A 19,013-nucleotide genomic window follows, 5' to 3' on the forward strand; every position below is an offset into this window, starting at 1 on the left:
GAAAAACCTAAGGACGCCATTATGTACCTGGCTTCCCGCGTTATCGTTAACGATTTTCGCGAGCAAGGGCTAGGCGCCCCCCTCGCTTCTACAGCAACAAAAGGCCGCCTGTGAAGGCGGCCTTTGTCATTGGCAGATTAGCCGATCAAGCGCCCTGGCGCTTATCCTCGACCTTCCACTTGCCGCCGTCGTAGAACGCTTTCCAGCCGGTAGGCTTGCCGTCCACTTCGGTCTGCACGTACTGCTCCTTGGTCTTGCGGCTGTAGCGGATCACGGCCGGACGACCATCCGGGTCCTTCTTCGGCGCTTCACACAAGAAGTGGTACTTAGGATCGATCTCATCCTTGTGCGGCACGATCTCCAGCACCAACGGCGCGCGGGTCTCGCGGTTCTTCGGGAACTGGCTGGCCGCCAGGAACAACCCCGAAGCGCCGTCACGCAGGATGTAGGTGTCGTTGACTTTCTCGCACTTGAGCTCCGGCATCTTCACCGGGTCCATCTTCGGCGGCGCCGCGTCACCGCTTTTCAGCAGTTTGCGGGTGTTCTTGCAGGTCGGGTTGGTGCAACCGAAGAACTTGCCGAAGCGGCCGGTCTTGAGCTGCATCTCGCTGCCGCACTTGTCGCATTCCAGGCTCGGACCTTCGTAGCCCTTGATGCGATAGGTACCTTCTTCAATCTCGTAGCCGTTGCAATCCGGGTTGTTACCGCAAATGTGCAGCTTGTGTTTCTCGTCCAGCAGGTAGGCGTCCATCGCCGTGCTGCAGATCGGGCAACGGTGCTTGCCACGCAGTACCAGCGACTCGGACTCACCCTCGTCGTCGGCGGCGATTTCATCACCCGGCACCAGGTTGACAGTGGCCTTGCAGCGCTCTTTCGGCGGCAGGCTGTAGCCCGAGCAACCGAGGAACACGCCAGTGGACGCCGTACGAATCTGCATCGGCCGACCGCAGGTCTGGCACGGAATGTCGGTCATCACCGGCTGGTTGGCGCGCATGCCATTTTCAGGGCTTTCGGCTACTTCGAGTTTTTTCTTGAAGTCGCCGTAGAACTCGTCCAACACGTTTTTCCAGTCGCGTTCGCCCTGGGCCACGTCATCGAGATTCTCTTCCATGCCGGCAGTGAAGCCGTAGTCCATCAGGTTGGAGAAGCTCTCGGACAGGCGCTCGGTCACGATGTCGCCCATCTTTTCCGAGTAGAAACGACGGTTGTGCAGCGCAACGTAGCCACGGTCTTGAATGGTGGAGATGATCGCTGCATAGGTCGACGGACGACCGATACCGCGTTTTTCCATCTCTTTTACCAGGCTGGCTTCCGAATAACGCGCCGGCGGCTTGGTGAAGTGCTGGGACGGGTCGAGCTGGATCAGCTTGAGGGTGTCGCCCTGGGCCATGTCCGGCAGCACGTCGTCATCGCCAGGCTTGGCGATTTGCGGCATCACACGGGTGTAACCGTCGAACTTGAGGATACGGCCCTTGGCACGCAGCTCAAAATCGGAGGCCGCCACGGTGACAGTGGTGGACAGGTATTGCGCTGGCAGCATCTGGCAAGCCAGGAACTGGCGCCAGATCAGCTCGTAAAGGCGCTCAGCGTCGCGCTCCATGCCGCTCAGCTTGGCAGGCGTGGTGTTGGCGTCGGAAGGACGGATCGCTTCGTGAGCCTCTTGTGCGCCTTCCTTGCTGCTGTAGACGTTCGGCTTCTCCGGCAGGTACTTCTTGCCGAACTCTTCTTCAATATAGGTACGCGCCATCGCGACCGCGTCTACCGACAGGTTGGTGGAGTCGGTACGCATGTAAGTGATGTAGCCGGCTTCGTACAAGCGCTGGGCCATCATCATGGTTTTCTTCACACCGAAGCCCAGGCGGTTACTCGCGGCCTGTTGCAGGGTGGATGTGATGAACGGTGCCGATGGCTTGCTGCTGGTCGGTTTGTCTTCACGCTTGACGATGCTGTAGCTGGAAGACTTGAGCTTTTCCAGCGCGGCCATGGCCTGGGCTTCGTTCAGCGGCTTGAAGGCCTCGCCGTTCTCGCGGGCCACTTCAAAGCGCACGTTGGCGCCCTTGGCAGTGCCGAGGTCGGCGTGGACTTCCCAGTACTCTTCGGGGATGAACGCACGAATCTCGCGCTCACGCTCCACCACCAGCTTCACCGCAACCGATTGCACACGACCGGCCGACAGACCACGGGCGATCTTGGCCCACAGCAGCGGCGAAACCATATAACCCACGACGCGGTCGAGGAAGCGACGGGCCTGCTGGGCGTTGACGCGGTCGATGTCCAGTTCGCCCGGCTTGGAGAAGGCTTCCTGGATGGCTTTCTTGGTGATTTCGTTGAACACCACACGCTTGTAGCGGCTGTCATCACCGCCGATGGCTTCCCGCAGGTGCCAGGCAATGGCTTCCCCTTCGCGGTCCAAGTCCGTCGCGAGATAGATGGTGTCAGCATCCTTGGCGAGCCGGCGCAGCTCTTCGATGACCTTTTCCTTGCCTGGAAGGATTTCGTACTTGGCCTTCCAGCCATGATCCGGGTCCACACCCATGCGCGAGACCAGCTGCTTGCGCGCTTTCTCTTTAGGGGTGAGCACCGGACCTTCGCCCGCAGCCGCCTTGCCGCGCTTGGCGGCAGGCTCCTTGCTGGCGCTAGCCGAACCGCTGGTGGGCAGGTCTCGGATATGGCCGATACTCGACTTCACCACGTACTCGTTGCCCAAGTACTTGTTGATGGTCTTGGCCTTAGCCGGGGATTCCACAATGACCAGCGATTTGCCCATGGATCGGAAAATTCCTGAATTCGAGAAGTGAAAGGCAGTTGGCGCCTGTCGCGGCAACGCTATATATAGTGGCAACAAGGTGAGGTCAAGCGCAGCATTCTGCGCGACCTGCCGTTATTGCCCTGAAAAAAGACTGGGTTCGGCCTGGACCAAAGCAAAGCGCGGGACCTGCTCGCCGTCAACCTCGACGGTCTCCACAAACATGCTCAAGGGGCGTACCCAAAAGCCGTAATCGCCATACAGTGCTTGGTAGAACACTACTTCTTCTTCGGTCTCGGAGTGGCGTGCCACACTGAAAACACGGTACTGCGGACCTTTATAATGCTGGTAGAGCCCTGGTTCGACTTTCATGCTCTGGCACTCTTACAAAATTTGTTAAAAAAAAAATACAAAACCACCCAAAAACAAAAACCGGGGCACTGGGCCCCGGCTTCCGTCAACCCAACGCTTAGACGCGTTCGAAGACGGTGGAAATGCCTTGGCCGAGACCAATGCACATGGTTGCAACCCCTAGGTTGCCGCCATTTTGCTTCATCACGTTAAGCAAAGTGCCGGAGATACGCGCACCGGAGCAACCGAATGGGTGGCCCAGGGCAATCGCGCCGCCGTGCAGGTTAACCTTCTCATTCATCTTGTCGAGTACTTTCAAATCTTTCAACACGGGCAGGGCCTGTGCGGCGAAAGCTTCGTTGAGCTCGAAGAAGTCGATGTCGTTGATGGTCAGGCCTGCGCGCTTCAAGGCTTTTTGTGTGGCCGGTACAGGACCATAGCCCATGATTGCCGGGTCCACACCTGCCACAGCCATCGAACGGATCACGGCCAGCGGTTGGATGCCCAGGTCCTGGGCACGTTGCGCCGACATCACGATCATGCACGAAGCACCGTCGGTGATTTGCGACGAAGTACCGGCTGTCACGGTGCCGCCCTTTGGATTGAACGCTGGCTTCAGCGCGGCCAGGCTTTCCAGGGTGGTATCCGGACGAATGGTTTCGTCGTAGTCGAACAGTTTCAGGAAACCGTTCTCGTCATAACCGTTCATCGGGATGATTTCATCCTTGAACTTGCCTTCCACAGTCGCCTTGTGGGCGAGTTGGTGGGAACGCAGGCCGAACGCGTCCTGGGCTTCGCGGGTAATGCCGTGCATTTTGCCGAGCATTTCCGCAGTCAGGCCCATCATGCCCGAGGCTTTTGCCGCGTACAGCGACATGTGCGGGTTAGGATCAACGCCGTGCATCATGCTGACGTGGCCCATGTGCTCCACGCCACCGACCACAAACACATCACCGTTGCCGGTCATGATGGCCTGGGCGGCGGTGTGCAGCGCGCTCATCGACGAACCGCACAGGCGGCTGACGGTCTGGCCGGCCGCGGTGTGCGGGATCTGGGTCATCAGCGACGCCATGCGCGCGATGTTCCAGCCCTGCTCCAGGGTCTGGTTGACGCAGCCCCAGATCACGTCCTCGACTTCGTTTGGGTCGACCTTGACGTTGCGTTCCAGCAGTTTGCTGATCAGGTGTGCCGACATGTCTTCGGCACGGGTGTTGCGGTGCATGCCGCCCTTGGAGCGGCCCATCGGCGTACGACCGAAGTCGACGATCACGACGTCTCTTGGATTCAAGCTCATAAATATTCTCGCTCTAGTCGTCTGGGCACTTAACCGAAGAAGCGCTGGCCGTTCTTGGCCATTTCACGCAGCTTCGCGGTCGGGTGGTACAGCGGGCCCAAATCAGCGTATTGATCAGCCAGGGCAACGAACTCGGCCACACCGATCGAATCGATGTAACGCAGCGCACCACCACGGAATGGAGGGAAACCAATACCGTACACCAGGCCCATATCGGCTTCGGCGGCGGTTTCGACGATGCCGTCTTCCAGGCAACGTACGGTTTCCAGGCACAGGGCGATCATCATCCAGTTGATGATGTCTTCGTCGGACACCTCACGCTGTTCGTAGATGACCGGAGCCAGCACTTCGTGCACCGACGGGTCGGCCACTTTCTTCTGCTTGCCCTTCTTGTCCGCCTCGTAGGCGTAGAAGCCCTTGCCGTTCTTCTGGCCCAGGCGCTTGGCCTCGTACAGCGCGTCGATCGCCGAACGGCGGTCGTCTTTCATGCGGTCCGGGAAGCCTTCAGCCATCACATCGCGACCGTGGTGGCCGGTGTCGATGCCGACCACGTCCATCAGGTACGCGGGGCCCATTGGCCAGCCGAATTTCTCCATGACTTTGTCGATGCGCACGAAGTCCACGCCGGCGCTGACCAACTTGGCGAAACCGCCGAAGTACGGGAACAGCACGCGGTTGACCAGGAAGCCCGGGCAGTCGTTGACCACGATCGGGTTCTTGCCCATTTTCTTGGCGTAGGCAACGGTGGTGGCAACGGCCAGCTCGCTGGACTTCTCGCCACGGATGACTTCCACCAGCGGCATCATGTGCACCGGGTTGAAGAAGTGCATGCCGACGAAGTTCTCCGGACGCTTCAAGGCCTTGGCCAGCAGCGAGATGGAAATGGTCGAGGTGTTGGACGCCAGGATGGTGTCGTCTTTAACCTGTGCTTCCACTTCGGCCAGCACGGCTTGCTTGACCTTCGGGTTCTCGACAACGGCTTCGACCACCAGGTCGACATGGCCGAAATCGCCGTAGGACAGCGTAGGACGAATGCCGTTAAGCACTTCAGCCATTTTCGCAGCGGTCATGCGACCTTTGTCCACACGACCGACCAGCAGCTTGGCGGCTTCTGCCAGGCCTTGCTCGATACCGTGCTCGTTGATGTCTTTCATCAGGATCGGCGTGCCTTTGGACGCCGACTGATAGGCGATACCGCCGCCCATGATACCGGCGCCGAGTACGGCAGCCTGTTTCACGTCCTTGGCGATTTCGTCGTAGGCCTTGGCCTTTTTCTTCAGTTCCTGATCGTTCAGGAACAGGCCGATCAGGCTCTGGGCTGCGGAGGTTTTCGCCAGTTTGACGAAGCCAGCCGCTTCCACTTCCAGAGCTTTGTCGCGACCGAAGTTCGCGGCTTTCTGGATGGTCTTGATCGCTTCAACCGGTGCCGGGTAGTTCGGGCCGGCCTGGCCAGCCACGAAACCTTTGGCGGTTTCGAACGACATCATTTGTTCGATGGCGTTGAGCTTGAGTTTTTCCAGCTTCGGCTGACGCTTGGCCTTGTAGTCAAATTCGCCGCTGATGGCGCCCTTGATCAGGTTCAATGCGGCTTCGGCCAGTTTTTCCGGGGCAACCACAGCGTCGACAGCACCGACTTTCAGCGCGTCTTCAGCACGGTTTTCCTTACCGGCGGCAATCCACTCGATGGCGTTGTCGGCACCGATCAGGCGCGGCAGGCGCACGGTGCCGCCAAAACCTGGGTAGATGCCCAGTTTGACTTCAGGCAGGCCGATCTTGGCCGTGGCCGACATGACGCGGAAGTCTGCCGCCAGGCACATTTCCAGGCCACCGCCCAACGCGATGCCGTTAATCGCGGCGACGGTCGGTACGTTGAGGTCTTCAAAATCGCTGAAAATCTTGTTGGCTTCGAGGTTGCCAGCCACCAGCTCGGCATCGGGCAGCTTGAAGTTGTCGATGAATTCGGTGATGTCAGCGCCGACGATGAACACGTCCTTGCCGCTGGAAACGATCACGCCCTTGACCGAAGCATCTGCTTTGATGGTGTCTACGGCCTGACGCAATTCATTCAGGGTTAGACGGTTGAACTTGTTGACGGACTCACCCTTGAGGTCGAATTTCAGTTCGACGATGCCACTTTCAAGAGCCTTAACCGTGATGGCTTTACCTTCGTAAATCATCAACTGATCTCCACGATATGGAAGCTGAACAGTACACATTGGACGCTGGCCTCTGGCTGGACACTGACAGTTGCGTCAATGCTCATGCCAATCCGCCAGGCACACCCGCCAATGCGATAGTCGGGATTCTGTATGAGCGGTCTGACAGACAAACGCTCAATTCATACGCCCGTTTGATTTGGGTACGCCACCTTCATCCAATTCCGGGCAATTGTCAATCGCTCGAAAGGCTAGGAAAAACGCGACTTTCCAGTCATTTCAGAACCCCGACCATAAGCCCGCGACTCGTCAATATTCAAATATTCACGAAATCAATAATGGAAAAAATGAGGGAAAAGGCTGTACAGAACGGGATATGCCGCTAGGCTAGCGACAACCTTACCGCGCCTGGATGAACTTCCGACGCAGGGAACACAGAATTACCGGCCTGCCTGGCCAACTCCAGCCCGATGATGATGTCGGGCTTTTTATTGCCTGCCGTTTTCCATGATTTGCACGCCCTTTGTAGGAGCCGGGCTTCCTACAGGGGGTTGTCGCAGGCCGCCAGGGTCGGTGTCAGGCCAAGGCCTTGAGCAGCGTATCGATAGCCTTCAACACGCTCGCCTCGCCCTTCTCGCCCCAATACAGGGCGATCATCTGCTTGTCGGCTTCGACCTTGTAGACGTTGTCCGGCAAGGTCGCAAAATGCGGCAACAACTTTTCATCGACACACACTTCACGCCACTGATTCACCCAGACTCCGGGCTCCAGCTGCCAGTAACTCCAAATGGCCGGTGTGCTGCCACGCCGTGGCCGGCAGTATTGCGCGCACGGGCTCGGTGGCTCCTGCTTGAGCCAATGCGGCCATTCCTGGGGGGACAACTGCATGGCCAGGCCGATGCGGCGCGCCTCCATGCGCAGGGCCATGCGCCCGCTCTGATGGCGCGACGGGCGCAACCATGCCAGGGGGCTCAGAACCACCACAAGGATTGACACCACTATCCAGACCGTCATATGTGTACTCCCGAATTTCTAGATGAGCGGATTTGACCTGACGCAACCCCATCCGCTTGAAAGCAGCCATACTGAACATATTGCAGTCCCTTGGAGGAACGCCTCATGCCCTACCAACATATTCTGGTCGCTGTCGATCTGACCGAAGAGTGCGATCCGGTGATCAAGCGCGCGCAGGAATCTGCATTGGCCAATGGCGCCAGACTGTCGCTGGTGCATATCGTCGAGCCAATGGCCATGGCCTTTGGTGGCGACGTGCCCATGGACCTTTCCCAGTTGCAGCAACAACAATTTGACCAGGCCAAGGAGCGTCTGGACCGTTTGATTCTCAAATACCCGCACCTGAAAAAGGAAGACTGCCACCTGACGTACGGCCAACCTCGCCAGGAAATCCACCACCTGGCCAAGGAAAAGGCTTGCGACTTGATCGTGGTGGGTAGCCATGGTCGTCACGGCTTGGCGTTGTTGCTGGGTTCTACAGCCAATGATGTGCTGCACGGTGCGCCGTGCGATGTGCTGGCCGTGAAGCTGGTCAAAAACGCATAACCCCTTGTAGGAGCTGGCTTGCCAGCGATAGCGGACTGTCAGCCGCCAGATGTATGGCCTGACAGAATGCAATCGCCGGCAAGCCGGCTCCTACAGGTTCCTATAAAAAACCCGGTGTTCATCAGATGAACACCGGGTTTTTTAATGCACTGGAATCACTCAGGCATCCAGCTCAGCCCAACGCTCAACCAGCACTTCCAGCTCCTGGTTCAGTTTCTCCAGGGAGGCAATCACCTTGGCGGTTTCCGCCGCCGGACGCAGGTAGAAACCCGCGTCAGCCATGTCCGCTTCTACCGTCTTAATCTGCTGTTCCTTGGCCTCGATATCACCCGGCAAGGCTTCCAGTTCACGCTGCAGCTTATAGCTGAGCTTCTTCTTGCCCACTGGCGCCGCCTCTGCAACCGGCGCAGCAGCCGCCACCGGAGCCACCACGGCCGAGTTCAAGTCGGCCTTGCCGGATTTGCTCTCGGTCACGCCCAGCAGGCGCGGCGAGCCGCCCTGGCGCAGCCAGTCCTGATAACCACCGACGTATTCACGCACCTTGCCTTCACCTTCGAAGACCAGGGTGCTGGTGACTACGTTGTCGAGGAATGCCCGGTCGTGACTCACCATCAGCACGGTACCGTTGAAGGTCAGCAGCACTTCTTCCAGCAGTTCGAGCGTTTCTACGTCGAGGTCGTTGGTCGGTTCATCGAGCACCAGCAGGTTGGCCGGCTTGCTGAACAGCTTGGCCAGCAGCAGGCGCGCACGCTCGCCACCGGACAAGGCTTTCACCGGCGTACGTGCACGCTGCGGGCTGAACAGGAAATCGCCCAGGTAGCTGAGCACGTGGCGGCTCTGGCCATCGATGTCGATAAAGTCGCGGCCTTCGGCGACGTTGTCGATCACGGTCTTTTCCAGGTCCAACTGGTGGCGCAGCTGGTCGAAGTAAGCCACGTCGATGCGCGTGCCCTCTTCCACGGTGCCGCTGGTCGGCTGCAGGCCGCTGAGCATCAGCTTGAGCAAGGTGGTCTTGCCGGTGCCGTTGGCGCCCAGCAGGCCGATACGGTCGCCGCGCTGCAGGACCATGGAGAAGTCCTTGATCAGGAACGGGCCGTCCGGGTGATGGAAGCTGACGTTCTCCAGCACCATTACTTGCTTGCCCGACTTGTCGGCGGTGTCCAGCTGGATATTCGCCTTGCCGGTGCGCTCGCGGCGTTCGCTGCGCTCGACACGCAGGGCTTTCAGTGCGCGTACGCGGCCTTCGTTACGGGTGCGGCGGGCCTTGATGCCCTGGCGGATCCAGACTTCTTCCTGGGCCAGCTTCTTGTCGAACAGCGCGTTGGCGGTTTCTTCGGCGGCCAGCGCAGCTTCCTTGTGCACCAGGAAGCTGGCGTAGTCGCCGTTCCAGTCGATCAAGCCGCCACGATCCAGTTCAAGGATGCGGGTCGCCAGGTTTTGCAGGAAGGAACGGTCGTGCGTGATGAACAGCACGGCGCCCTGGAATTCCTTGAGGGCCTCTTCCAGCCAGGCAATCGCGCCGATGTCCAAGTGGTTGGTGGGTTCGTCGAGCAGTAGCAGATCCGGCTCGGACACCAGGGCCTGGGCCAGCAGCACGCGACGACGCCAGCCACCGGACAACTCGGCGAGGGTCTTGTCGGCCGGCAGTTGCAGGCGGCTCAAGGTGCTGTCGACCAGTTGCTGCAAGCGCCAGCCATCGCGGGCTTCGAGGTCTTGCTGAACGTGCATCAGTTTGTTCAGGTCGTCTTCGGTGACGCAGTTCTGCGCCAGGTGATGATATTCGGCGAGCAGTGCGCCGACGCCGTCGAGGCCTTCGGCAACCACGTCGAACACAGTCCGTCCGTCGGCCACGGGCAATTCTTGCGGCAATTCGCCGATCTTGAGGCCCGGCGCGCGCCATACAGAGCCGTCATCAGGCTTCTGATCGCCTTTGACCAGCTTCATCATGCTGGATTTGCCGGTGCCGTTGCGGCCGATGATGCACACCCGCTCACCACGGGCGATCTGCCAGGACACCTTGTCCAACAACGGCATAGCGCCGAAAGCAAGGGACACATCGCTGAATTTGAGCAGGGTCATACGCTTCTCCAAAAACTGGGCGCGCATTCTACCTGAGTTAGGGGTGGGATGCGGCTGGCATTTTCGCTGCCGACACGTTCTGTAGGACATTTGCTACGAACTTGAACGAACCGCCCGGCAAAGCTTTCGTCTGCGTCGGGCAAAAGGCTAAGCTAGGGGCAATCAGTGTCGGCGGTGCCGATGCTAGTCGTGATTTCTCTGCACGGACGTCTCATGCGCAGTCGCCTTTTCAACTTTTTATCCTGTCTGCTTCTTTCCGCCACCGCCGTTCAATCCGCCCAGGCCGTGGACCTCACCACCCAACGTCAATATTACGATGAAGCCAAACGCGCCCTGGCCAAAGGCGACACCGGCCCGTACATGCAATACAGCCAAGCCCTGGCCGATTACCCGCTGACACCGTACCTGGCCTATGACGAACTGACGGCACGCCTGAAAACCGCGAGCAACCAGGAAATCGAGCAGTTCCTCGCCAAAAACGGCGACCTGCCTCAGGCCAACTGGATGAAACTGCGCTGGTTGCGCTGGCTGGCCGAGCGTGGTGACTGGCAGACCTTTGAAAAGTACTACGACGCCAAGCTTAATTTCGTTGAGCTGGACTGCCTGCATGGCCAGTACCAGCTCACCCACAACTTGAAGGCGGAAGGCTATAAGACCGCCGAAAAACTCTGGATGACTGGCAAGTCCCAACCGGCGGCCTGCGATGTCACCTTCGGCCAGTGGGCGGCAGACGGCCAACTCACCGAACAGAAGATCTGGGACCGCGCCAAGCTCGCCGCCGAAGCGCGCAACTACGCCCTGGCCAACAGCCTGGTGAAAACCCTGCCCACCCTCGGCGCCCAAGGTCGCTTGATGGTGGACGTGGCGCAGAAGCCCGACATGCTCAGCGACCCGTCACGCTTCCTGCCGGCCACTGAGGCCATGTCTGACGCCGTGGGCCTCGGCTTGCGTCGCCTGGCACGCCAGGATCCGGACAAGGCCATGGCCCTGCTCGACGGCTACGCCAGCAGCATGCACTTCTCGCGTGACGAAAAAGTGTCGATCGCCCGCGAAATCGGCCTCACCCTGGCCAAGCGCTATGACCCGCGCGCCCTAGAGGTGATGACCAAGTACGACCCTGAACTGCGTGACAACACCGTCTCCGAATGGCGCCTGCGCTTGCTGCTGCGCCTGGCGCGCTGGGAAGATGCGTACCAGTTGACCCGCAAACTCCCACAGGACTTGGCGACCACCAACCGCTGGCGCTACTGGCAGGCCCGCAGCTTGGAACTGGCAGAACCTAAGAACCCGCAAGCGCTGGTCCTGTACAAAAACCTGGCGCAAGAGCGTGACTTCTACGGTTTCCTTGCGGCAGATCGTTCCAAAGCCCCGTACCAGCTGAAGAACAAGCCGCTGCTGATGAGCCAGGCACTGGTCAACAAGGTGCGCAACACCCCTGGCGTGCGCCGTGCGCTGGAATTCTATGCCCGTGGCCAGGTAGTGGATGGCCGTCGCGAGTGGTACCACGTCAGCCGTCACTTCAACCGTGACGAGATGGTCGCCCAGGCCCGATTGGCCTACGACATGAAGTGGTACTTCCCGGCGATCCGCACCATCAGCCAGGCGCAATACTGGGACGACCTGGACATCCGCTTCCCAATGGCGCACCGCGACACCTTGGTGCGTGAAGCCAAGGTGCGCGGCCTGCATTCCAGCTGGGTGTTCGCCATCACTCGCCAGGAAAGCGCCTTCATGGACGACGCCCGCTCCGGCGTCGGTGCCAGCGGCCTGATGCAACTGATGCCCGGCACCGCCAAGGAAACCGCGCGCAAGTTCAGCATCCCCCTGGCCTCCCCGGCCCAGGTGCTGGACCCGGACAAGAACATCCAGCTCGGCGCCGCCTACCTGAGCCAGGTGCACAGCCAGTTCAACGGCAACCGCGTACTCGCCTCCGCCGCCTACAACGCCGGCCCCGGCCGTGTACGCCAGTGGCTGCGCGGCGCAGACCACCTGAGTTTCGATGTGTGGGTTGAAAGCATCCCGTTCGACGAAACCCGCCAGTATGTGCAGAACGTGCTGTCTTATTCGGTGATCTACGGGCAGAAACTCAATTCACCCCAGCCGCTGGTGGATTGGCATGAGCGGTATTTTGATGATCAGTAAGGCCTAGCCCGAAGGTCCCCCTGCTCCAGGGGATTGAAAACCCTATAGCAAGCGGGCCTGCGGTGGTCAGCTAGCTTTCTGTGGTGAGCGGGCTTGTCCCGCGCTGGGCTGCGTAGCAGCCCCAAAACCGGATATCACAATTTTTCGGCTACACCTACACCGTGACGACTGAATTGGGAGTGCTTCGCACTCCAGCGCGGGGCAAGCCCGCTCACCACAGAAGCCCCCTCAGCAACCCTCAACAATGCTTGGTAACTTGCCTAGACCTCGCTGTTCGCGACCTCCACCCCATCACTGAACTGCAACGCCGCCAATCGCGCATACAACGCATTGCTCGCAATCAACTGTTGATGCGTCCCGATCGCCACCAACTTACCCTGGTCCATCACCGCAATGCGATCAGCGTTCTTCACTGTGGCCAGCCGATGGGCGATCACCAGGGTGGTGCGCCCTTGCATCAACTGCGGCAGCGCTTGCTGGATCAGGTGTTCACTCTGGGCATCGAGGGCGCTGGTAGCTTCGTCGAGCAGCAGGATCGGCGCGTCCACCAGCAGCGCGCGGGCGATGGCCAGGCGTTGGCGTTGGCCGCCGGAGAGGCCCATGCCGCCGTCGCCCAAGTGAGTCTGGTAGCCGTCGGGCATTTGCAGGATGAAGTCATGGGCGTGGGCAATGCGGGCGGCGGCTTCGACCTGTTCCCGAGTGGCGGTCGGGTTGCCGTAGCGGATGTTGTCTTCGACGCTGCCGAAGAACAGCGCCGGACTCTGGGACACTAGTGCGAAGTGGCGGCGCAGGTCCATAGGGTCGAGTTCGGTCAGCGGATGGCCTTCGAGCAGGATGCAGCCTTGCTGGGGATCGTAGAAGCGCAGCAACAGGTCGAAAATCGTCGATTTGCCCGCGCCGGATGGGCCCACCAACGCCAGGGTTTCACCGGGATTGATGGTCAGGTTCAGGCCGTCGACAGCATAGCTATCGGGCCGTGAAGGGTAGGAAAACCGCAGGTTTTGCAGTTCCATGCGGCCGCTGACCCGCTCAGGCAGTTGCACGGTCCCGGCGGCGGGCGCCTGGATTTCGTTGCTCGACTGCAACAACTCGCCGATCCGCTCGGCGGCCCCGGCGGCGCGTTGCAACTCACCGAGCACTTCGCTCAGGGTGCCGACCGCACTGCCGACAATCAGGCTGTAGAACACGAACGCCGCCAGCTCGCCGCCGGATATGCGCCCGCTGATCACATCCATGCCGCCCACCCACAGCATCACACCCACGGCGCCGAGCACCAGCATGATCACCAGGGTAATCAACCAGGCGCGCTGGGTGATGCGTTTGCGCGCGGTGGTGAAGGCGTCTTCCACGGTCACGGCGAAACGCTGCTCGTCCTGCACCTGATGGTTGTAGGCCTGCACGGTCTTGATCTGGCCGAGGGTCTCGGACACATAGCTGCCCACATCGGCGATACGGTCCTGGCTTTGCCGCGACAAGCTGCGCACCCGACGGCCGAAGATGAGGATCGGCGCCAACACCAGCGGCAATGCCACCACCACGATGCTGGTGAGCTTGGGGTTGGTCACAAACAGCAACACGATGCCCCCGATGACCATCAGCGCGTTGCGCAGGAACAGCGACAACGACGAGCCGATCACCGATTGCAGCAAGGTGGTATCAGTGGTCAAACGTGACTGGATTTCCGAGCTGCGATTATTTTCATAGAAGCCCGGATGCAGGTAGATCAGATGGTTGAACACTTGCCGACGGATGTCCGCCACCACCCGCTCGCCGATCCACGACACCAGGTAGAACCGTGCAAACGTGCCCACTGCCAGGCCCAATACGAGGATCATGAACAGGCCGATGGACTGGTTGAGCAAGTGTGGGGATTGAGTCATGAACCCCTGGTCCACCAGCAGGCGAATGCCCTGCCCCATGGACAAGGTGATACCGGCCGTGACGATCAGCGCCAACAGGGCGCCGAGCGCGTGCCAGCGGTAGGGCGCGATGAAACGGCTGGCCAGGCGGATCGCGCGGCGTTGACGGACTGAGAACATGGAGGGCATCACCAGTGAGGAACCTGTCCTCAACATTGGGGGAACTTGGGCAAATAACAATGAGTCAGGTTAATTATGCCCGCCGATACCTATCCCTAGAGGCTATCGGTCTAACCCCTGGCTGGAAATCCGAGGCGGTTTCTGGTGGACTGGGTATTCGAACCGGTGATCTTGCAGGGAGTTGTAACAGCGTGGTCACTCGGGCGGCTTAGAGTCAAGAAGCAAACTAGGTAAACAACCTGATGAGGAGACAGGCCATGACCTTGCAGAACAGCAGCGATGCCAAGATTGAAGTGATCCGCCAACCGCAGCAGTTGCCTTGCTCGTACATCGACGCCAAAGGCCGCGAAGTGCAGATTACCGAAGAGATGATCCAGCAAGCCTGCCGCGAACTGGACGAAAAACTGGTCAAGCCTGCCCAGCAAGGCTGAAGCGCCGACGCTCTTGCAAACCCGGCCCAGGTGGCCGGGTTTTTTACTGCGGTCTAAACGCTCACAGCGCCCAATGCGCCGACGATGTTCGATAGCACCGCCGATTCACCGTTGATGCGCACCTTCAAGCCATCAATCTCACGGCGCTCCGGGTAGTTCTTGCGCAGCAGGTCAAACGCCCTGCGCTGTTCTTCCACCGTTCCTACCAGGCTCCGCCGGAAGTCCGCATCATCCCGGCGCGGGTCGTACACGCTGCGGCACAGGGTCGCCAGCGCCCAGGCCGGGTCGGTGGACGCGTTCAACTGCACCTCGGCCAACCACGGCGGCGGCAGCAAATCACTCAACTGAATACTCGGTTCCTGCCCCAGGTGCACGCAGAACGCCTGATAGATCTGCGCCGTGCCGCGCTGTTTGCCATCCAGGCTGTAACCAGCGATATGCGGCGTGGCCAGCACGCACAGGTCGGCAAGGTCCACGTCCACTTCAGGTTCGCCCTCCCACACATCCAGCACCGCTTGCAGGTCTTCGCGCGCCAGCAACACCTCGCGCAGGGCGGCGTTGTCCACCACCGGGCCACGGCTGGCGTTGATCAGCCAAGTGCCGGGCTTGAGCTGGTTGAGCCGCTCGCGGTCGAACAGGTGCCAGGTGGAGCCATTGCCGGACTTGGTCAACGGCGTGTGCAGGCTGATCACATCGCATTGCTCGATGATCTGCTCCAGGCTGACGTAATCGCCGTCTTCGGCAATCTGCCGTGGCGGGTCACACACCAGCACGTTCCAGCCCAGGCCCTTGAGTACCTTGACCAGCCGCCCGCCCACTTCGCCGGCTCCAACCACGCCATAGGTGCGCTGAGTGAGGTCGGCACCTTCGATTTCAGCCAGGGTCATCAGGCTGCCCAGCACATAATCCACCACGCCACGGGCATTGCAGCCGGGGGCGCTGGACCACTGGACGCCGGCCTGCTTGAAGTAGTCGAGGTCCAGGTGATCGGTGCCGATGGTGCAAGTGCCGACGAAACGTACGTTCGTCCCCTCCAGCAGCGCACGGTTAACGTTGGTCACCGAGCGCACCAGCAACACGTCAGCCTGCTCGACTGTGGCGCGGTCGATGGAACGGCCGGGCACCCGGCGGATCTCGCCAAATCCCTGGAAGAATGCATCGAGCAGCGGAATATTTTCGTCGGCAACAATCAACATGGCAGGCTCCTTTCGCGGACCCGCAGTGTACAGGGATCACGACCCGCGCTTACAAATCCCTAACACAGGATTTTTCCTGACCAGTGCGTCAAAGCGTAGAATCCGCGGTCCTTGCGCATCCCTTGATTGGACACCTGTACGTGAACACTGCCTCTGCCACCCTCAGCCGCCCCGCCCGCATCAGCCGGGAAGTCGGCGGCCTGCTGACGCTCGCCCTGCCGATCATGGTCGGCCAACTGGCCACTACTGCGATGAGTTTTGTCGATGCGGTGATGGCTGGCCGCGTCAGTCCCCAAGACTTGGCGGCGGTGGGCCTGGGCAACTCGATCTGGATTCCGGTCTACCTGCTGATGAGCGGTACGCTGCTGGCCACCACGCCGAAAGTTGCCCAACGCTTCGGTGCGGGCCAGTACAGCGAGATCGGACCACTGGTGCGTCAGTCACTGTGGCTGGCCTTGGTGGTCGGCATCATCGGCTCACTGCTACTGCTCTGCGCCGAGCCGATCCTGCATGCAATGAAGGTTGAGCCGGACCTGATCGCGCCCACCATGGGTTACTTGCATGGCATCGCCGCCGGTATGCCGGCCATTGCGTTCTATTACGTGCTGCGCTGCTTCAGTGACGGCCTGGGCCGTACGCTGCCAAGCATGGTCATGGGCCTGTGCGGCCTGGCGCTGAATATCCCGCTGAACTACATCTTCATCTACGGTCACCTCGGCCTGCCGGCCATGGGCGGCGTAGGTTGCGGTTGGGCCACGGCCATTTCGATGTGGGTGATGATGCTTGGCCTGGCCGGCTGGACCCGCTGGGGGCCGGCCTACCAGAGCAGCGAACTGTTCAAGCGTTTCGACTGGCCACAATGGGCGGTGATCAAGCGCGTGCTGGGCATTGGCCTGCCGATTGGCGTGGCGATCTTTGCCGAGTCGAGCATTTTTGCGGTGATTGCCCTACTGCTGGGCAGCTTGGGAGCCACGGTGGTGTCCGGTCATCAGATCGCGCTGAACGTCAGCTCCCTGGTGTTCATGATCCCCTACTCCCTGAGCATGGCCGTAACGGTACGCGTGGGCCAGGCGCTGGGACGTGGGGAACCGCGTGAAGCACGCTTCGCCGCAGGGGTGGGCATGGGCACGGCGCTGGCCTACGCCTGCCTGTCCTGCAGCCTGATGCTGCTGTTTCGCGAGCAGATTGCGGCGATCTATACGCCGGACCCGGTGGTCATTCACTTGGCTTCGACGCTGATCGTGTTCTCGGCACTGTTCCAGTTTTCCGACTCGATCCAGGTCACGGCGGCTGGCGCACTGCGTGGTTACCAGGACACCCGAGTGACGATGGTACTGACCTTGTTCGCCTATTGGGGCGTTGGCCTGCCGGTGGGTTACGCCCTGGGGCTGACGAATTGGCTCGGCGAGCCGAGCGGCCCAAGCGGCTTGTGGCAAGGGCTGATCGTGGGACTGAGCTGTGCGGCGGGGATGTTGCTGGTACGCCTGGCGCGCAGTGCACGCCGGCGCATTCGCGCCGACAAGGCACACCTGTAGGAGCGAGCTTGCTCGCGAAAAACCCGAGAGCGCCGCGTTAACCCAGGTGCGCTGCATTATCCTTGAGGATTTTCGCGAGCAAGCTCGCTCCTACAGTACATCGAGTGATCAGTCGGCTTTTTTGCGGATCCAGTACAGGTACGTGCCGGCCTGCTCCTGCTGACCCACCAGTTCGTGGTCAAGGAACACGCAGAACTTGGGAATATCGCGGCGCGTGGACGGGTCGGTCGCGATCACCTTGAGCAAGCCGCCTGGCGGCAGGTCACGGATGTGCTGGTGCAGCATCATCACGGGCTCTGGGCAATTCAGGCCTGTTGCATCTAGGGTGCCGTCGACGGCGGTGTCGAAAATATCACTCATGATCTACTCCTGGAACTGGCCGCCAGTCTACCGGGCCTTGGTTTTCTTCACATCCACCAACCGACGCAGGTGGCAGGTCACTTCCTCTCGGTCGTGGTACAGCTGCTTGCAGCCGATCTCCACGCGGATGCCGCGCGCTTTGAAACCGTCCTCGATGCGTTCCAGCAGGCGCTTCACTTCGGCGTAGCGCTGTTTCATCGGCAGCTTCAGGTTCACCACCGCCTCGCGGCAATGCCCCTCGCCGATCCAGGTTTCCAGCAGCGCGGCGTTACGCGCCGGTTTTTCGACGATGTCGCAGACCATCCAGTCCACCGGCTGCTTGGGCACGAAGGTGAAACCGTCGGCCATCAAGTGCTGCACCAAGCCAGTATCCATCAGGCTTTCGGCCATCGGGCCGTTATCGATGGCGGTCACCAGCATGCCACGGTTGACCAGTTGCCAGGTCCAGCCGCCGGGCGCTGCGCCAAGGTCGACGCCCGTCATGTCGCCGTGCAGGCGCTCGTCCCACTGGTCGCGGGGGATGAAGTGGTGCCAGGCCTCTTCCAGCTTGAGGGTCGAACGGCTGGGCGCTTCGCGGGGAAATTTCAAACGCGGAATACCCATCGGCCACATTGCCGAGTTGTTCGACTCGGCCAGGCCCATGAACACTTCGCGGCCACTCTTGAAGGTCAGCAGCAGGCGCGGCTTGCTCGGGTCGTCCACCAGTTTGCCGGCGTTCAGCAGGGCTTTGCGCAGGTGCACTTCGAATTTCTTGCAGAAGTTGGACAGTTCCTTGCCGTCGTTGGTGTCGACCATCTCCAGCCACAGGCTGCCGCACACCGGGAATTCGCGCAGGTGGGCGAGGATCACGCTGATGCGGTCCGTTTCCGGCAAGTCGATGAACACCCCGCGCGCCCACTGCCGAGGAAAGATCAGCTCGGCAAAGCGCTGGCCGTGCATCAGGCGCTGGGCGCCGTCTTCTTCGGTGCAGACAAATTCGGCGCAGGCGCTGCCGGTCTTGGCCTTGGCGTAGCCGGAAACGTTCAGGCGCGCGGCGAGGTCCGCGATCTCGGAACAGACTTCGCCTTCAAAACCCGGGCGGCAGTGCATAAAAAGGGTGTTCATCAACTCTCCAAGTGAATCAA

Annotated in this window: 14 protein-coding genes; 4 read left to right on the forward strand and 10 right to left on the reverse strand. The window is 60.5% G+C overall.

Annotated elements, in window-relative coordinates; translation table 11 throughout:
* Positions 1-145: 145 nt before the first annotated feature.
* From topA to ACP7C6_RS14155, 5 genes are all read right to left on the reverse strand, one after another.
* Positions 146-2,767 carry a type I DNA topoisomerase gene (gene topA, locus ACP7C6_RS14135; RefSeq protein ID WP_236320156.1) on the reverse strand — a complete coding sequence of 874 codons (2,622 nt, stop codon included), beginning with the start codon at positions 2,765-2,767 and terminating at the stop codon, positions 146-148.
* Positions 2,768-2,881: 114 nt separating this feature from the next.
* Positions 2,882-3,118 (reverse strand): DUF1653 domain-containing protein, encoded by a 237-nt coding sequence (locus tag ACP7C6_RS14140; protein ID WP_028619417.1) that lies wholly within the window; start codon positions 3,116-3,118, stop codon positions 2,882-2,884.
* Between the two features lie 97 nt (positions 3,119-3,215).
* Complete coding sequence (fadA, locus tag ACP7C6_RS14145; protein WP_016975260.1) at positions 3,216-4,391, reverse strand: acetyl-CoA C-acyltransferase FadA; 1,176 nt, start codon at positions 4,389-4,391, stop codon at positions 3,216-3,218.
* 29 nt (positions 4,392-4,420) lie between these two features.
* Positions 4,421-6,568 (reverse strand): fatty acid oxidation complex subunit alpha FadB, encoded by a 2,148-nt coding sequence (gene fadB, locus ACP7C6_RS14150; RefSeq protein ID WP_426108912.1) that lies wholly within the window; start codon positions 6,566-6,568, stop codon positions 4,421-4,423.
* Between the two features lie 555 nt (positions 6,569-7,123).
* Positions 7,124-7,561 (reverse strand): hypothetical protein, encoded by a 438-nt coding sequence (locus tag ACP7C6_RS14155; protein ID WP_028619415.1) that lies wholly within the window; start codon positions 7,559-7,561, stop codon positions 7,124-7,126.
* A gap of 105 nt (positions 7,562-7,666) precedes the next feature.
* Between ACP7C6_RS14155 and ACP7C6_RS14160 the strand changes: the two genes are divergently transcribed.
* Positions 7,667-8,107, forward strand: a complete 441-nt coding sequence (locus ACP7C6_RS14160) for a universal stress protein (RefSeq protein WP_305384169.1) — start codon at positions 7,667-7,669, stop codon at positions 8,105-8,107.
* A 159-nt stretch (positions 8,108-8,266) separates the two neighbouring features.
* On the opposite strand, the gene ACP7C6_RS14165 is transcribed toward ACP7C6_RS14160, so the two are convergent.
* Complete coding sequence (locus tag ACP7C6_RS14165; protein WP_028619413.1) at positions 8,267-10,186, reverse strand: ATP-binding cassette domain-containing protein; 1,920 nt, start codon at positions 10,184-10,186, stop codon at positions 8,267-8,269.
* Positions 10,187-10,399: 213 nt separating this feature from the next.
* Here ACP7C6_RS14165 and ACP7C6_RS14170 point away from each other — a divergent pair, with 213 nt between their 5' ends.
* On the forward strand, positions 10,400-12,328 hold the full coding sequence (locus tag ACP7C6_RS14170; RefSeq protein ID WP_028619412.1) for a transglycosylase SLT domain-containing protein: 1,929 nt from the start codon (positions 10,400-10,402) through the stop codon (positions 12,326-12,328).
* A gap of 260 nt (positions 12,329-12,588) precedes the next feature.
* On the opposite strand, the gene ACP7C6_RS14175 is transcribed toward ACP7C6_RS14170, so the two are convergent.
* Positions 12,589-14,376 (reverse strand): ABC transporter transmembrane domain-containing protein, encoded by a 1,788-nt coding sequence (locus ACP7C6_RS14175; RefSeq protein ID WP_161634134.1) that lies wholly within the window; start codon positions 14,374-14,376, stop codon positions 12,589-12,591.
* Between the two features lie 248 nt (positions 14,377-14,624).
* Here ACP7C6_RS14175 and ACP7C6_RS14180 point away from each other — a divergent pair, with 248 nt between their 5' ends.
* A complete protein-coding gene (locus ACP7C6_RS14180) occupies positions 14,625-14,798 on the forward strand; it encodes a PA1571 family protein (protein WP_028619410.1) in 174 nt (57 codons plus the stop codon).
* Positions 14,799-14,851: 53 nt separating this feature from the next.
* Here ACP7C6_RS14180 and pdxB read toward each other — a convergent pair whose 3' ends face one another.
* Positions 14,852-15,994, reverse strand: coding sequence for a 4-phosphoerythronate dehydrogenase PdxB (pdxB, locus tag ACP7C6_RS14185; protein WP_236321208.1), 1,143 nt, complete (start codon positions 15,992-15,994; stop codon positions 14,852-14,854).
* Between the two features lie 140 nt (positions 15,995-16,134).
* Here pdxB and ACP7C6_RS14190 point away from each other — a divergent pair, with 140 nt between their 5' ends.
* Positions 16,135-17,529 (forward strand): MATE family efflux transporter, encoded by a 1,395-nt coding sequence (locus ACP7C6_RS14190; protein WP_068934879.1) that lies wholly within the window; start codon positions 16,135-16,137, stop codon positions 17,527-17,529.
* A 108-nt stretch (positions 17,530-17,637) separates the two neighbouring features.
* Here the strand turns inward: ACP7C6_RS14190 and tusA are convergent, their stop codons facing one another.
* Both tusA and rlmM read right to left on the reverse strand, forming a co-directional pair.
* Complete coding sequence (gene tusA / locus ACP7C6_RS14195) at positions 17,638-17,889, reverse strand: sulfurtransferase TusA (protein WP_236321204.1); 252 nt, start codon at positions 17,887-17,889, stop codon at positions 17,638-17,640.
* Positions 17,890-17,916: 27 nt separating this feature from the next.
* Positions 17,917-18,993 carry a 23S rRNA (cytidine(2498)-2'-O)-methyltransferase RlmM gene (gene rlmM, locus ACP7C6_RS14200; RefSeq protein ID WP_016975248.1) on the reverse strand — a complete coding sequence of 359 codons (1,077 nt, stop codon included), beginning with the start codon at positions 18,991-18,993 and terminating at the stop codon, positions 17,917-17,919.
* Between the last annotated feature and the right edge of the window lie 20 nt (positions 18,994-19,013).

This window comes from Pseudomonas sp. TWR1-1-4 (genome assembly GCF_049897165.1).
In the GTDB taxonomy this organism is placed as follows: domain Bacteria; phylum Pseudomonadota; class Gammaproteobacteria; order Pseudomonadales; family Pseudomonadaceae; genus Aquipseudomonas; species Aquipseudomonas canadensis.